Genomic DNA, 15,513 nt, shown 5'->3' on the forward strand with positions numbered 1-15,513 from the left:
TGGTAAAGGATTAACCACCAACATCAAAAGCCAACCAAGAGGGAATCCCCATGGCTATCTACATGAACTTCAATAACAAAGCCACCAAAGGCAACGTCACCGCCAAAGGTTACGAAGACTGGATCGAAGTTGACAGCTTCAACTTTGGTGTTGGCCGCGGTATCACCATGGAAGCCGGTGCTACCTCCAACCGTGAAGCCTCTCGCCCCAGCCTGAGCGAAGTCACTTTCACCAAGCGTATTGACGCTTCTTCCGGTGGTTTGTTCAAGTCTTCTGTCACTGGCGACGAAGGTGTGCCCGTAGAGATTCATGTTGTACAGACCGGCGCCAACTCTGTAGAAAAGTACGCGGTTTACAAGCTGACTGACGTAATCATCTCCTCTTACAGCATTGGTGCTTCTGCCGGCGGTGCTCCTCAGGAGTCCGTATCTCTGAGCTTTGCCAAAATCGAAGCCGAACTCGACCACGCTGATAAGACTAACAAGAACCCGAAGAACATGAAGGTTGGATACGACCTCACCACAGCGACTCCGCTGTAATTGGTTCGACTCTTTTCGGGTTGAACGGTGGCCTGCAGAGTACCTGCGGGCTACCGCCCTCCAGTTCTTTAGCTGAGTGCTTATACGAGCACTGACCTAAAGAACTGCAGATTTCTAAAATCTCATTTCTTATTTGGCACCGTAGGGATAGTTGGGGCTGCCCATGGCTACACTCAATCAAGATAAAAGAATGATTACGGTCGACAGCCCAGTCGGCTCGGATGCTTTGATCGCAACGACCTTACAAGGCGAGGAGCATGTCTCCAAGCTATTCCGCTATGAAGTACAACTTCTTTCTGATGATCACGCTATTGAGCAAAAAGATCTTGTCGGCAAACCAGTAACTGTTTCGATTCACCACTCTGAGACACCACGCCACATTAACGGCTATGTTACCCAGTTCTCCCTTCACGATGTAAACGCCGAAGGCGTGCGTAGTTATAGCGCAATTCTTCAACCTGGCCTGTGGTTCACGAGCCTCGGAGGCTCCAACAGAGTTTTCGAAAAGAAGTCCGCCAAGCAAATTCTCGAAGAAGTGCTCGGTGAATACAGCAAGGTTATCAAACTGACCTTAAAGCTAAATGCCGAATACATCACCCGTGAATACTGTGTACAGTTTGATGAAAGCGACTTTGAATTTATCAATCGCTTAATGGCTGAAGAGGGTATTTCCTACTACTTCAAGCACTCTGAAGGGCAGCATGAGCTTGTACTCTGCGATGATCCTCAAGATTTTTACGACTGTGAAAGTGAAAAAATTGAGTATGACGGAGGCGGTAGCCATCCCACAAAAAACACAGTGAGTAGCTGGAGAAGAAACTTCAACTACCATGGCGGCGGTTTTGAGCTCAAAGATTACAGTGAATTTACTGCTACCAAAGACAATAAGCAGCAAGTTAAAACCACCAGTAAGCTGAATGATGTTTCTAACTACATGCGCGGCTTATATGGCCTGAACCATTTCCAGACTGATGGTGAACACAAACACAAATTTACTGATAGCTACCATAAAGCACTGGCAGAACGTGCTATGGAAGCACAGGAAGCGCTATTTGATGTCAGCCATGGACGTAGTGACTGCCCCTCCTTTACTGCCGGCGGACGTTTTAATTTTGACCACAGCCTGTCGTCAGAAAAGGGGAAGTATCTTATTACGTCTGTGCATGTTTCAGCTGCAGACGGTAACAGTAACGAAACCCACTTCCACAATACCTTCAGCTGTATTCCTTCTGCGGTAATGCCACGCCCACAGCCGAATGTTTCTGCAAAGAAAATACACTCACCACAAGTGGCACGTGTATTGGAAGTAAAAGCAACCGCATCCGACAGTTCTCAGGACCCCTACACCCAACTGAAAGTGAAGTTCCCCTGGAACTCACAACAAAATAGTTGCTGGGTCAGAGTGATGCAGTCTTTTGCCGGAAAAAACTGGGGGGCAAACTTTGTACCCAGGGTAAACCAGGAAGTGGTTGTTACCTACATTAATGGCGACCCGGATAGACCATTGATTACCGGTGCAGTATATAACGGCGATAATCCAGGCCCCAATTACACCGCCACCCAAAGTGGCTGGAAAACCGAGTATGAGGGCAGCACCTTTAACGAGTTGCGCTTTGATGACAAAGGTGGCAACGAAGAAATCTATATGGAAGCCGGTAAGGATCACAACTTTGTTATCCATAATGACCAAACTGGCAAAATAGAAAACAAGCAAACTCTGGAAGTTAAACAGGATCGTAGCATTACCGTAACTGATGGTAGCGAAGTGGTCACCATTGCCAAAGGTGACCAAAAATTGAATGTGGATAAAGGAAACCAGACTGTCACGATTGGTTCAGGCAATCACACACTCAAGATTAGCAAAGGATCGCAAACCACAGATGCTATGGGGGCTATCAAAATATCCTCAAAAGCTTCAATTGAATTAAAGGTTGGGGGCAGTAGTATTAAGCTAACCCCAGCGGGAATCACCATCAAAGGTACAATGCTTTCCTGTAAGGGAGATGCTACAGCTGAAGTTAAAGGCGGCGGCATGCTCACCCTGAAAGGCGGCGTGACTATGATCAACTGATGGGGATTAACTAAGAATGACTGACCTGATCAAAGTACAAGCACTTACCGCAGCGGAACTGCTAAAAAATTTTGAGGTGAGTGAAGAAGCGGAAGAGCACCTGGTGCCCGATACTGCGCCCGAGGTCAGCATTAACCAACTGGTTGACGCGGGTCTTTATCCCGATGCGATCAAACTATTGGCACATGGGCTCCCCAAACGGGAAGCTGTTTGGTGGGCCTGTCTCGCAGCTCGGGATATTCAAAGCCCAGAAACTGATGAAGACAATGTAAATGCATTAGTCGCTGCGGAAAGCTGGGCCAAAAAGCCCAGCGAAGAGACTCGGTTAAAGTGCAAAACCCTGGGCGATAAAACCAAGCACAAAACCCCAGCGAGCTGGGCTGCTACAGCAGCGAGTTGGTGCCATGGAAGTCTGGCGGCGGAAGGTGAGCCTGTGGTTGAGCCGCCAGAACATCTTTATGCACACGCCGTCGCTGGTAGTGTCACTCTCGCTGCAGTTTTATCTGATCCAGTGGATCCCGGCAAAAGATTCGCAAGATACATGAATCAAGGGTTGGATCTGGCACGTGGCGGTAATGGCAGGATAGAGGACTAAATATGGGCAAGCCTGCTTCACGTATTACGGATATGCATGTCTGTCCGATGGTGACAGGTACTGTACCTCACGTCGGCGGGCCGATCCTCAGCCCAGGTGCTCCAACGGTCATTATCGGCGGAATGCCCTCAGCTACGGTTGGCAGTGCCTGTACCTGTGTAGGACCACCAGATACTGTAGCTATGGGCAGCACTACCGTACTGCTGCAAAAGAAGCCTGCTGCCCGCATGGGAGATACAACTGGCCATGGCGGCAAGATTGTAATCGGATGCCCCACAGTACTGATCGGTGGCTAAATAATATTCCACCTATGGCGCCTTGTATATAAACAATAGATTGTCTGAGCAAATAATAAAGAACCTACCGTTGTTTAGACAAACAAGCGATTATTTATCTTAAAATAATCTGGTGACAGTAACGAAAAACTGGGCTACGTACAAAAAACAAGTAGCCTCTTTATTTTTTTAGCCTGATATCCATTAGCTTCAAAGCTAATTAGCTGCATATAAATTTATATATTCTTATCCACTCAGGATGAAGTGCAAATATTAGCTTCAGGTCTTTTCTTGCACTTCATAGAATACAGCCCTGCAGCTACAACTGGATAAATAGTTCTTAGAAAAAAAAGGCTAACTTGTCATAGATAATATTAAAAATTACGCTTTAGTTAGCGCATACACCCATGGCATTCATCCACAGGCAGCGTCAAATAGAACCAGGCAAGATGAAAAAACCTTGTCAGCTTTAAAATTATAAATCTAAAAATTCAGCCCATAAATCCTAACATGAAAAATTTACTCTTATGCACAATAAAATATTGCCCCTCAAAATCTCATTAATAATTTTACTTCTTCTATCTATTTCAGGAGGAACTTACGGAATGGCATTTTTAAACCCGCTAAAAGCATGCACATTTTCAGAAATGAAAATCCGACTCACCTTAAATGGTGAACCTGCCGTAGGCGCAAAAATTATTCGCACGATTGACTGGAAAGATGAGCAAATTGACTTCTTTACTTCAGATGAAGACGGAAATGTTGATCTTCCTGCAAAATTTGAAAATTCATTTACTCAGGTGCTACCTGTAGAGTTTATTTCCTCACAAAGCATAAACGTAGAATATGAAAATAATAACTATTTAATTTGGATTTATGCAAAAAGAAATCCTGGTGAAAACTCAGAAATGAACGGTGACCCAATTAATCTATCGTGTGAACTCTCTGACGAGCCAAAAACAGAAAGAAAGTTCAAGTCAGCGGTAAAGACTTCTTGCAAATTTATTTAACCATAAAAAGGATTCAAAATAATGCTCACACCACAATATAGTGCTCAGCTTGCTGCAGATATTTACTTAATCAAGAAACCTAATGACCAAGAGATTTTCTTTGATCTATACAAAGATGACTTTGACATAAAAGAAAACCTCCCCAATAAAATACAAGGGAAAACAGGTGCTTTTACTCTAATAAAAAGTACTCACGCAATGGGCATCGCGACATGTGGTAAAGATAACTTTAAAGGGCAGGCTTTTGTAGCTCTGAAAGGAACTGCCAGCGGTTACGACCTATTAACAGATCTAAATGCAGGTATTAAACGATTCCATACTGGCGGGTCAGTACATCAGGGCTTCTACTATACTTTTGAAAGTTTCTTTCCCCAGCTAGAAAATTTTTCTCAAAATCTTCCATCTAACATACATACAATACACTGCGTTGGACATAGCCTGGGTGGGGCTCTAGCGACTCTAGCTGCAGATTGGCTCTCCTCTAACACAGGAAAAACTGTAAAACTCTACACCTATGGGAGCCCCAGGGTTGGACTTGATCAATTCTCCAATAATTGTAAACGCCGATTAACTCCTCACAATATCTACCGAGTTTATCATCGAGCCGATGCTGTTCCTATGGTGCCTACTTGGCCATTTGTTCATGTACCGAGCGGTGGAATAGGAGATTTTGAACTACCAAGCCCAAGCTATAGTCCTCTTACTAATCATAGCAGCGAAACCTATATTGACTCTGTCGCACCGAATGAAACGAGTCTAGATTGGGATACTGTTAGACAAAGAAAGCCTAAAGGTAATTTGGATAAAAGTATCGAAGCCTGGCTTAAATCAGATGGTATTCTCTCATTATCCATGAATACCGCTTGGATTGCAGGAGAGGCGTTACTCTGGGTCTTAAAGAAGATCGGTCATTTGGCTGGAATCTCTTTGGTTGTCGCAGGAAGTACAACATTTACCATCTTAGACAGGTTGGCAATATTCCTACATAACGCCTACCAAGTAAGTAAAGATATTTCCTTCTGGGTAATGCGGCTAATACGTAGATTTGCTCAGTTAATCGGTATGACTATTGTGGAAGGAGTTGACATCACGGTCTCATTTATACGCATGGTGTTCTTACGTATGCATCGGGCTATCTCTGACTTAGTAATGAGAGCAGGAAGAATGATTCATTAATCTGACTTAGCAGAAGTAACTATAGCAATATGGCATTAAGTGGTACCCAGCCCAGTAGTGCAATCCAGTTGACTCCACTACTGGGCTAGTTTTCTGATTATTCTACGTTATAGGCAAAGTCACCTTCTTCAGTCGCGGAAACTTTAATTACCTTAACTTCTTCACCTTTCGCCATCTTATCCAGGCACTCACTAGCCAATTCAGGTAACAGAGTTTTATTTAAGATCACCTCAATATTACGGGCGCCAGTATCAGCTTCATGACATCGTGCTACGATATTGATAAGTACATCCTCATCATATGAGAAAGATGCTCCGTAGTGCTCACGCACTCGTTTCTCAATCTTGCGCATATTGATTTTACAAATCTCAACCAGATCCTCATCATCCAGCGGGTAGTAGGCAACTACATTAGCCCGGCCGAGGAAAGCCGGCTTGAATTTCTGTAACAGATGAGGACGGATATTATCCAACAATACATCCGGTTCAGGCTTTTCCTCAACTTGGTTAAAGATAGCTCTGATAGCGTCTTCACCAGCGTTTGAAGTCATGATAATAACTGTGTTCTTAAAGTCGATATCACGACCTTCACCATCCTTAATCGTGCCTTTATCAAACAAATTGTAGAAAATATCCTGCACACCCGGATGGGCTTTTTCCATTTCATCTAGCAGGATTACTGAATAAGGCTTGCGTCGTGCAGCTTCAGTGAGCACACCACCTTCTCCGTAACCAACATACCCTGGTGGAGAGCCCAGAAGCATGGAAACTTTATGCTCTTCCTTGAACTCAGCCATATTAATTGTGGTAATACTTTGCTCACCGCCAAATAGCTCATCCGCTAAAGCCAACGCAGTTTCGGTTTTACCCACACCACTGGTACCGCAGAACATAAATACCCCGACAGGCTTACGGGGATCAGTCAACCCAGCACGGGAGGTACGGATTGCCTGGGCAACGGCTTCAATTGCGTGTGGCTGTCCTATGACACGCTTATTCAGCCGGTCGGCCAGTGTCTTCACTGCAACAATTTCATCGCTCACCATTTTGCCTACCGGGATTCCAGTCCAGTTGGCAACTACCGCAGCTATTGCCTGCTCGTCCACCGCAGGCTGCATGAGTGGTGTATCTCCCTGGATCGCCTCCAGATCAGAGATAAGAACTTTAAGTTGTTCTTGGTAGTCTGCCAACAAGGCAGCATCGGGAGTCTCTTCACTATTACCACCCTGAGTTTTTACAAACTCAGCGTCAATCAGATCACGCAGTTTCTGAATCTGCTCAATCAGCTCATTTTCCTGAGTAAGTTGCTGCTCCAGAGAGGCCTGGCGCTGCTCTTCAGCTTGCTTAAACTCTCTCAATTCAGCCAATTGCTCTTCGTGCTCACCCATTGCCGCATTTTCACGTTCCAACTTGGCCAGAGTGGTAGTAGTGCGATTAATATTAATCCGAGCATCTTCAATTGCCCCCGGTGTAGCCGACTGACTCAAAGCCACCCGAGCACAGGCGGTGTCTAACAGACTTACCGACTTATCGGGAAGCTGGCGGCCGGGAATGTAGCGATGGGACAATTTCACTGATGCGATAACTGCTTCATCCAGAATACGCACCTTGTGATGCTGTTCCAGGGAAGTAGCAATACCACGCATCATATCAATAGCATTGTTTTCATCTGGCTCTTCCACTTTTACCACTTGGAAGCGTCTGGTGAGGGCTGGGTCGCGCTCGAAATATTTTTTGTATTCCGCCCATGTCGTTGCAGCGAGAGTACGCAATTCCCCCCTGGCCAACGCAGGCTTCAGCAAGTTAGCCGCATCACCCTGTCCTTCCTTACCACCAGCACCAATCATGGTGTGGGCTTCGTCAATAAATAAAATTATTGGCGTAGCTGAAGCGCGTACTTCTTCGATAACCGATTTCAAGCGATTCTCGAACTCGCCCTTTACGCTGGCGCCCGCCTGTAACAGGCCGAGGTCGAGTGTACGTACAGCGACACCACGCAATGGCTCTGGTACATCACCACTGGCAATGCGCAATGCAAACCCTTCCACGACGGCGGTTTTGCCGACACCGGCTTCGCCGGTAAGAATTGGGTTATTTTGGCGGCGACGGGTTAGGATATCGATACACTGGCGAATCTCTTCATCTCGGCCGAGTACAGGATCGATCTCACCCTTTTTGGCTCTTTCGGTGAGGTTAATAGTGTACTTGTCCAACGCCGGCGCCTTGCTGGCCGCTGCGGCCACCGCAGCAGCTCCATCACTACTGGCTGCCGCAGCTCCTACATGGCTGGATTCTCCGCTCTGACCAAACATCGCTCTAGCTGTTTCACGGACAGATTCCGGGGCTATATTCTTGAGTTCGGGACAAGACTCTAGGATTTGTCGGCGGGAAGTTTCTTCCAATAATAGCGCCGCCAGGAAATGCCCGGAACTGATAGCACGATGGCCATAGTCAATTGAAGCAAGCATCCAGGCATTTTTACCTGCCTCTACAATAGTCGGAGACAGCGCCGGTGGGCGGCTGCTTCCGGAACGGAACCCAGCAATTGCCGTTGCCAACTGTTTGGCGAAATTGGCTGGGTTACAATCATGTTTTTCCAGCAGGTGATACAGGTCTGTATCAGACTGGTCCAACAATTTGAGTAGCCAGTGCTCTAACTCTACATTGTACTGGTTCTGTGCCAAACACAAGCCGGCAGCCCCCTCAAGAGAGTCGCGCATGTGCGGTGTCATGGTATCCACTAACCGCTTCAGATCAATATTAATCACGGCGTAAAGGTCCTTTTAAAAATTATTGTTAAATATTACTTATGCTGCTGGTAAAGCTTCATCGGGTGATAAATTTTCAGCACTTAGCGTAATCTGCACTGGATCTACAGCTTCCTGCTCACTGGCCATATGAGTATTCCATCCCAGCAGGGGCTCATGTTCAGATTTCCGATTTAACTGTACCGGTGACACTTGCTTGGAAGGCAGTGATACGGAAAGTTCAAAATCCATTTCAATACCTGCGCTAAACTTAATAAACGCTTTTAATGCTTCCAATTTCTGGGTTCCAGGAGCAATTGTCATAAATTGCTCATAGGCCATTGGTTCTATAATCACCCGGAATTTATTCTGTGCCTGGAAGCAATGAGTCCCCAGGATCGTGTTGGTACCAAGGCAATTATTCACCCCATCAGGAGCCTCATCACACGGAAGTCTACAGAGAATATCTTTGGGTAACGCATCCCATTGCCCCTGGAACTGCTCAATACTCACGATAAGATTAAAGTAGTGCTTGATCATACTGGTCAGAGCTGCCGCAGAGCATCGCTCCTGACCAAGGTGGCCGGCCATTCCCAACATTGCCTCATCAGGTATAGGCATCCGGTAACGCATTTCACTCGTGCCGAGTCCAGCCAGGGAAGCAATAGCTTGGGTGAAAAGATCAGGTTCACGCTCAGTGCGCAGGCGCTGCCGTTCATAATTCACTGGAAGTTGATATTTGTACCAAGCTTGGTAGAGCAGTGACACATGACGATGATTGAACATATCGAGAAAATCACGCAGAGCCGTGTTATTTTCCCTCAGCTCTTTTTGCACAAGCTCAGTCAGGTAGTAAGGCATAACCCCCTGACTACCGATCAAACCGGTAAACCCAACCTCCATATGCCATTGGCTGACATCGGCGTCCTGCCCTTGTGCCCCAACGGATTGTTTTTTCTCAAGGCGTAGAACGTCTGACCCAACAAATGAAAGCCCCGATTGAGCGCTAAAACGAACCAATTCTTTGGATGGTGGTGCGGCTCCGGCAATAGGCTCTTTACAGAACCCGCCATCCGACATTGACACTGCCCGCTCTACCAGACGTACAGCCTGAAAAAAGTCGAAATTGTAGGGTTCTCGGCGCAGCCGCTCTATTACAGTAAAGCTTTTTCGCCGGCGCGAGGTGGCCATCTCTTCAAGTCTCCATCTCTGCCACTCATAGTGGCAATCAATTTGGTAAATGAATTAATAGAGCAATAGAGTCCTAAAAAGCGCTCAATAATACTGGCAAATAAGAGTGGGCTAGTACCAGTAAGCATCATAGAATCGAGTTCTATTTCCACTTCAGTACCCCGGCACAAAACTACACTCTGATCGATCTGTATCGGTGCGGTAACAGGCTTGGTTTGCAACTTAAGCAACGACTCAATTAAGTTGCGCGTGCTGGCAGAATCGCGAAAATCATATAGCCTGAATATCTCCTTGAGGGCGTCACAACCCTGATCACCTGATAGTGAAAGATGATTCAAATTCAGGTGCGAAATTAATCGCCAGAAACCACGCTCTCTTCTCGGAGGTCTCAATGTCGCTGTTGGCGCAACCACACTGGAAATACGACTGGCTGGAACATCTCCATCCACCACCTCTAGATAAGGTTGCGAATTTCCACTGGGTAGTTTTTTTGGCAAATTGCGATTACAGCAAGTTAGCTTGATATCCAGCGTCTGGTCACTGATTCTGTGTGGATTAAAATCGAGATCTACCAGGCTGATATCAACCTCTGAAGCCTGTTCATTGCGATGCTCACCTTCAATAACATCTCTGCGCTGGCTGTACCAGAATGCCGATTGCTCCGCATGATGCTGACTATGCTTAATGCCATAAAATGGTCGGTAATTGGTCGTTTCTCCATCACCATCTGTCGCAGCGACCTCGTCAATGGAATAAATCTCCAAGCCATCACTGCGGCGAGCATCGGGCACAATATGATAATTATATTGAGTGTGACTCAAGGGGATTGGATCAGCACTCTGACTAAATAAGTTGATTACCGGAGTGCAGCCAAGGGCAAACATACTGGGAACCAGTTGTTTTTCCAATTCTTCATGGGTTTCAGAAAGATAGAAATAGAGATTTAGTGTATCACCATAGCTCTCATTCAGAGCATTCTGCAAATTGGCAATATCCAGAAATAGGAATTTTTCTGGAAAAGCAAAATATTCTGTCAGTAGCCGATAGCCAATAAATGCTGTATCGGGGTAAGGCAACAATCCCTGATCTTCGTCCAGCCCTACCTGTTTGATATCATCAGGAGATAGAAATGTTGGTTTAGGGTCACTCTCACCATTGGCTACTACCAACTTTACACACTTTGTCAGCAACAAATCGTAAAGAGCATATACGTGCGTAGCTTGACCGCGCAGGAAAAAACGCAAATTTTCCGGTGTCATTTCCGCAAAACTTAAATCCGGGCTCAAAGCTTTTAAGGACAATTTAAGAACCGCATTTGCCCCCTGGATATCATTACAACCAGGTGCAATAAAGGGCCTGGGCATCAGACTAGCGCTCACGGGCTGAAATGGACTGATATCTACCGGATAATTAGTAGTAAAGCGGCAGGTCTGTCCTTGAAAGCTTTCACTTTCCAATAAAGTACCAGCTGCCACCGGAGTGATAGCATCGAGATCTGCATCCGGCTCAAACTGTACAATAGCGCAGGAGGGAATTGGCCTTAGATAATGCGGATAAAGGGTTTCCAGCATGGCATCTGTCAGCTCGGGAAAATCATCGCTGAGTTTCTGCTGTACCCTCGCATTCATATAAGCGAAACCCGATAACAAGCGTCCCACGAGAGGATCGTCAACTGTTTCCGCATCCAATTGTAATCGCGAGGCCGCTGCGGGATGCATCCGAGCAAATTCAGCAGAAGTTTGCTGAATAAAGGCTAATTCGCGCTCATAGAGATCGATTAATTTTTCACTCATTACATAATCTCAGACACGTCTACCAGTTGGGTCACAGGGTTCAGGGCCGAATCAAACACAATCACTTCTGCCGCCGGGTTCACATGCAATACAGCTTCGACTCGAAAACGAATACTCGGATCCTCTACATCAACCTTTTCCTGGGTTGTGACTTTTACCGAGCGAATTCTTGGCTCAAAATTTAGGATTGTTTTTTCTATATCCCGGCAAAACTGTTTCCTGCTGCCCAATGAAGATAAATTTACTGTGGATAAATCCGGGAGACCATAATTAATATTAGAGTGCTCAAGATTATCCAGTCCATCAGGAGCAGAAATACAGCGATAGCGCGTATTAAATAGGTACTCGAGATCGCGTCGCACTCCCTCACGTAATTGCCTCAGAACCTGATGGGATTGATGTATATCCATTCTGCTAGAAGAATCCAGCAGTCTGTCCAGAACCGGTGCCAGCAGGCGCTTTTCCTTTGCCATAAACCTAAGTGCCTCCTACACCTATGGTCGCCAAGGCCGTAGTCAGCTTCAGTTCAGAAACCAAATGATCAACGGTATAATGACTTTTCAAGTGGATAACACTTTGATAGCTACCTGCCTTGCCAGGCTCATCAACCACCCTGACTCGTGCCTCGCGCAATGGATAGCGCGCAAGCATCTCCCACGAAAGATCGTCACGGCCAGTGGTATAGCGATCGAGCCACTGTTGTAACTGGCGTTCACAGTCAGCGGCATTCATATAGGCACCAACCTTATCCCTGATCATTACCTTGATATAGTGTGCAAAGCGGGACGCACAAAGAATCTGCTGTAACATGGAACTGATACGCGCATTCGCTGTGGCGGCTTTCGAGGTGTATTGCTTAGCCTTTTGTAGAGACGGCACACTATTAAATGCGCTGTAAGGGGTATCATAACAGTGGCTCAAGCAGGCAAATCCCAGCTCAGACAAATCCCTTTCCGCAAAATCTGTAACCAGAATCGAGGTGGACATACGCACCATGGAAGGATTGCTATCCGGCCTATAGGGTATTTTCGGCAACTGGGTTACCAGACCGCCACCCAGGTGATCGCGGGCTACGCCACGAATATGGGAAAACCATCCCACCTCACTAAATTCACGCAGCAGCACGGCGCCTAAGGCAAAACAGGCATTACCCCATAAATAGTGTCGGTTGTGAGAGGCATTAACCTGCTCCTGAAATCGCAATCCACGATAGCGGGAAAATTCAACACTGTAAGGCTCGCGCATTAGTACATGCGGCAGGGTAACCGCAACAAAGCGGCTATCTTCCAGGTCGCGCAAACTATTCCAGCGAATATACTCTTTCTGGCGAAAAACCTCGGAAAACTGGATTGGTTTTGCAAGGTCATCGAAATGATCAATACCAAAGAGATACGGAGTGGCGGCACAAATGAAAGGAGCAAAAGCAGCTGCTGCCGTATGCGCTATCCCCTGTAGTGTAAATACGTCATCGTAGGGGTGATCCGGCATTGGTCGATGGCAGATATAGTAATCGCCTAGTAGTAGGCCAAATGGCTCACCACCCGGAGTGCCGAACTCCTCGTTATAGATTAGGTGGAAAAGACCGGACTGATCAAAATCCGGAGCTCTTTCCATATCTTTGCTCAAATCCCGCCAGTTGGCATCCAGTAATTTGATCTTAATATTGTCCGAGTGCGGCGTATTAAAAACCAGCATGGACAAACCACGCCAACTTGCTTCGAGTTGTTGGAAGCGAGGGTGATGAATGATCCGGTTTACCTGATCACAAATAAGCTCATCCAGCTCCATAATCACGCGGCTGAGATACTGGCGAACAGAAAAATTATCCTTCTTTGAGCAGGGACAAATTTCAGTTAGCCAATATTCAAAGGCAAACAGATCATCTGGCTCACTTAAAAAGCGCCGAAGTTCGCGCTGCTCTCCCTTGGCCAACTTTTCCGGTAGTACGTCTACGTGATCTTCCATTATCTGGTCATGTGTTGCGCAAGGCACCGGAAAACTCCCACAAGCATTGTTCCTGAGAGACTCGACAGAATCCTGGCCTTGAGCAAGGCCCTTTGAAGAGGTGGCCCGCCTCAAACAGACGGGCCTGTGGCATTATCCAGCGGACGGGATATTCGCCACCATACGCATGGATGTAGTCAGCTCTTCCATCTGCAGCCAAGGCTTCAAATAAGCAACTGCACTGTAACAGCCAGGCTGTCCTGGAATTTCCTTCACTTCCACACGGGCCTCAGAGAGCGGGTACTTCGCCTTCATTTCCGGGCTCGCATCCGGGTTTGAGTTGGTGTACTGGGAAATCCACTTGTTCAACCAGCGCTCACAGTCACTGGCTTCCATGAAAGAACCCACCTTGTCCCGAGCCATTACTTTCAGGTAATGGGCGATACGAGAAGTGGCCATCAGATAAGGTAAACGCGCGGAAATAGCTGCGTTTGCAGTTGCATCCGGGTCATCATAAGTCTTGGCTTTCTGTGCGCTCTGGGAACCGAAAAATACGGAATAGTCAGTATTTTTATAATGGCACAGCGGCAGGAAGCCCTGAGCACTGAGTTCCGCTTCACGGCGGTCGGTAATACCGATTTCAGTAGGGCATTTCTGGTCAAGATCGCCGTCATCACTTTTAAACACGTGTGAGGGCAGACCTTCCACCTTACCACCACCCTCTGCACCGCGAATTGCAGTACACCAGGAGTTTTCAGCGAAAGCTTTGGTCATGGTGGTACCCATAACATAAGAAGCATTCATCCAGCAGTACTGGTCGTGCTCAGCCGGACGGGAAACACCGGACTCATCAACTTCAAACTCCTCAAAATCAAAAGCTTCGATGGGCTTGGTGTTGGCGCCATAAGGGGTACGAGCCAGGGTGCGCGGCATTACCAAAGTCACGAAACGGGAATCATCACTGTCGCGGAAGCTGCGCCACTTGATGTATTCAGCTGACTCAAAAATACCGCCGAGATCGCGGGGCTTGGACAGCTCAGTGTAATCATCAAAACCGAACATACCGGCGCCGGCAGCGGAAATAAACGGACAGAAGCCCGCTGCAGCAACATTCGACATCTTGCTCAGCAGCTCGATATCTTCTGGGTGGCTGGTAAATTCGAAATCACCAATCATGCAGCCATAAGGCTCACCACCAGCGGTGCCAAACTCTTCTTCATAGATTTTCTTAAAGGTCTGGCTCTGGTCAAACTCAACAGCTTTGTCCAGGTCACGGAACAGTTCACGCTTGCTCAGATTGAGCATGCGGATCTTCATTGTCGCCCCGGTTTCAGAGTTCATCACCAAGTGGTTGAGCCCACGCCAGGAGCCTTCCAACTTTTGGAATTTTTCATCGTGCAGGATTGCGGACAGCTGCTTGGACATAGCCTGGTCAATCGCGCTAACCGCAGTTTTAATGGTCTGAGTCAGGTTGCGATCCCAGGTAACGGTACCTTTTAGGACCTGTTCAGTGAGGTTTGCAATCAGGTCTTGCGCTTCTTGAGGCTCAGTTTGCTTAGTTGCGGCAATCGCCTGGTCCAACAGGCTGGAAGATTGTTCCTCAGCTTCGCTTTCCGCTACATTTTCTACTTCTGTGCTCATTCTGAGTCCTCTCCTTTATCCTTGTTCAGGCCCAGCTGCTCGGAAATAGCGCCTACGTTTTCCGTGCTCTTCAGAATATCTTCCAGAACTTTCTCCAGCTCTTCTGAACGGTCAGCCTTGCTCAATAGGTCACGCAATTTACTGCGCGCCTCCAAAAGCTGCTTGAGCGGCTCAACCTGATCCACAATCTGCTCTGGGGAGAAGTCGTCCATTTGTCTGAAATCGAGATCCACGGCCATTTTACTGCCGTCACCTGACAGGGTGTTCTCCACCTGTAGGTTCAACTTCGGGTTTACCTTGGTCATTACATCGTTGAAATTGTCACGATCGATTTGAACGAATTTACGATCTTTCAACGCCTTGCGATTTTCAGTGTTATCACCTGAATAATCGCCCATAACGCCCGCCACGAAAGGAAGCTCCTTTTTGACTTCTGCGCCATTAGTTTCAACATCATAAGTAATATGTACACGCGGCTTGCGCACACGCTTTAGTTTATTGTGGATGCTTTCAGACATCTCAGGTCTCCTTT

13 protein-coding genes are annotated in these 15,513 nt (G+C 46.9%); 6 read left to right on the top strand and 7 right to left on the bottom strand.

The features are described from left to right. Positions 1-50: 50 nt before the first annotated feature. The 6 genes from G367_RS0113100 to G367_RS25200 all read left to right on the top strand — a co-directional run bounded on the left by G367_RS0113100 (position 51) and on the right by G367_RS25200 (position 5,666). Entirely contained in the window at positions 51-539 is a 489-nt protein-coding gene (locus G367_RS0113100) for an Hcp family type VI secretion system effector (protein ID WP_020413589.1), read from the top strand. Positions 540-702: 163 nt separating this feature from the next. Beyond that, positions 703-2,610, top strand: coding sequence for a type VI secretion system Vgr family protein (locus G367_RS0113105; RefSeq protein WP_020413590.1), 1,908 nt, complete (start codon positions 703-705; stop codon positions 2,608-2,610). Between the two features lie 16 nt (positions 2,611-2,626). Beyond that, positions 2,627-3,205: a DUF6931 family protein gene (locus G367_RS0113110; protein ID WP_020413591.1), complete on the top strand. Its 579-nt coding sequence runs from the start codon at positions 2,627-2,629 to the stop codon at positions 3,203-3,205. A gap of 2 nt (positions 3,206-3,207) precedes the next feature. Then, positions 3,208-3,501, top strand: coding sequence for a PAAR domain-containing contractile injection system baseplate protein (locus tag G367_RS0113115; RefSeq protein ID WP_020413592.1), 294 nt, complete (start codon positions 3,208-3,210; stop codon positions 3,499-3,501). A gap of 584 nt (positions 3,502-4,085) precedes the next feature. Then, positions 4,086-4,490: a DUF6795 domain-containing protein gene (locus tag G367_RS0113120; RefSeq protein ID WP_020413593.1), complete on the top strand. Its 405-nt coding sequence runs from the start codon at positions 4,086-4,088 to the stop codon at positions 4,488-4,490. Between the two features lie 21 nt (positions 4,491-4,511). After that, on the top strand, positions 4,512-5,666 hold the full coding sequence (locus G367_RS25200; RefSeq protein WP_020413594.1) for a lipase family protein: 1,155 nt from the start codon (positions 4,512-4,514) through the stop codon (positions 5,664-5,666). 97 nt (positions 5,667-5,763) lie between these two features. Here G367_RS25200 and tssH read toward each other — a convergent pair whose 3' ends face one another. The 7 genes from tssH to tssB all read right to left on the bottom strand — a co-directional run bounded on the left by tssH (position 5,764) and on the right by tssB (position 15,499). Further along, a complete protein-coding gene (gene tssH / locus G367_RS0113130; RefSeq protein ID WP_020413595.1) occupies positions 5,764-8,433 on the bottom strand; it encodes a type VI secretion system ATPase TssH in 2,670 nt (889 codons plus the stop codon). Between the two features lie 39 nt (positions 8,434-8,472). Then, complete coding sequence (gene tssG / locus G367_RS0113135) at positions 8,473-9,603, bottom strand: type VI secretion system baseplate subunit TssG (protein ID WP_020413596.1); 1,131 nt, start codon at positions 9,601-9,603, stop codon at positions 8,473-8,475. Continuing rightward, the gene (gene tssF, locus G367_RS0113140) at positions 9,567-11,396 is read right to left on the bottom strand and encodes a type VI secretion system baseplate subunit TssF (RefSeq protein ID WP_020413597.1); all 1,830 of its coding nucleotides are present in this window, start codon (positions 11,394-11,396) and stop codon (positions 9,567-9,569) included. Before tssF ends, tssG begins: the two co-directional genes overlap by 37 nt. After that, the gene (gene tssE, locus G367_RS0113145; RefSeq protein ID WP_020413598.1) at positions 11,396-11,869 is read right to left on the bottom strand and encodes a type VI secretion system baseplate subunit TssE; all 474 of its coding nucleotides are present in this window, start codon (positions 11,867-11,869) and stop codon (positions 11,396-11,398) included. The genes tssF and tssE overlap by 1 nt, the downstream gene beginning before the upstream one ends. Before the next feature lie 4 nt (positions 11,870-11,873). Beyond that, on the bottom strand, positions 11,874-13,361 hold the full coding sequence (gene tssC / locus G367_RS0113150) for a type VI secretion system contractile sheath large subunit (protein WP_020413599.1): 1,488 nt from the start codon (positions 13,359-13,361) through the stop codon (positions 11,874-11,876). 132 nt (positions 13,362-13,493) lie between these two features. Further along, positions 13,494-14,981: a type VI secretion system contractile sheath large subunit gene (tssC, locus tag G367_RS0113155; protein ID WP_020413600.1), complete on the bottom strand. Its 1,488-nt coding sequence runs from the start codon at positions 14,979-14,981 to the stop codon at positions 13,494-13,496. Beyond that, positions 14,978-15,499, bottom strand: coding sequence for a type VI secretion system contractile sheath small subunit (tssB, locus tag G367_RS0113160; protein WP_020413601.1), 522 nt, complete (start codon positions 15,497-15,499; stop codon positions 14,978-14,980). The genes tssC (G367_RS0113155) and tssB overlap by 4 nt, the downstream gene beginning before the upstream one ends. Positions 15,500-15,513 lie beyond the last annotated feature (14 nt).

This window comes from Microbulbifer variabilis ATCC 700307 (assembly GCF_000380565.1).
In the GTDB taxonomy this organism is placed as follows: domain Bacteria; phylum Pseudomonadota; class Gammaproteobacteria; order Pseudomonadales; family Cellvibrionaceae; genus Microbulbifer; species Microbulbifer variabilis.

Excerpts from the sequence above, each read along its gene's own strand:
- G367_RS0113100 (WP_020413589.1), top strand. The coding sequence starts at position 51 with ATGGCTATCTACATGAACTTCAATAACAAAGCCACCAAAGGCAACGTC.
- G367_RS0113105 (WP_020413590.1), top strand. The coding sequence starts at position 703 with ATGGCTACACTCAATCAAGATAAAAGAATGATTACGGTCGACAGCCCA.
- G367_RS0113110 (WP_020413591.1), top strand. The coding sequence starts at position 2,627 with ATGACTGACCTGATCAAAGTACAAGCACTTACCGCAGCGGAACTGCTA.
- G367_RS0113115 (WP_020413592.1), top strand. The coding sequence starts at position 3,208 with ATGGGCAAGCCTGCTTCACGTATTACGGATATGCATGTCTGTCCGATG.
- G367_RS0113120 (WP_020413593.1), top strand. The coding sequence starts at position 4,086 with ATGGCATTTTTAAACCCGCTAAAAGCATGCACATTTTCAGAAATGAAA.
- G367_RS25200 (WP_020413594.1), top strand. The coding sequence starts at position 4,512 with ATGCTCACACCACAATATAGTGCTCAGCTTGCTGCAGATATTTACTTA.
- tssG (WP_020413596.1), bottom strand. The coding sequence starts at position 9,603 with ATGGCCACCTCGCGCCGGCGAAAAAGCTTTACTGTAATAGAGCGGCTG.
- tssF (WP_020413597.1), bottom strand. The coding sequence starts at position 11,396 with ATGAGTGAAAAATTAATCGATCTCTATGAGCGCGAATTAGCCTTTATT.
- tssE (WP_020413598.1), bottom strand. The coding sequence starts at position 11,869 with ATGGCAAAGGAAAAGCGCCTGCTGGCACCGGTTCTGGACAGACTGCTG.
- tssC (WP_020413599.1), bottom strand. The coding sequence starts at position 13,361 with ATGGAAGATCACGTAGACGTACTACCGGAAAAGTTGGCCAAGGGAGAG.
- tssC (WP_020413600.1), bottom strand. The coding sequence starts at position 14,981 with ATGAGCACAGAAGTAGAAAATGTAGCGGAAAGCGAAGCTGAGGAACAA.
- tssB (WP_020413601.1), bottom strand. The coding sequence starts at position 15,499 with ATGTCTGAAAGCATCCACAATAAACTAAAGCGTGTGCGCAAGCCGCGT.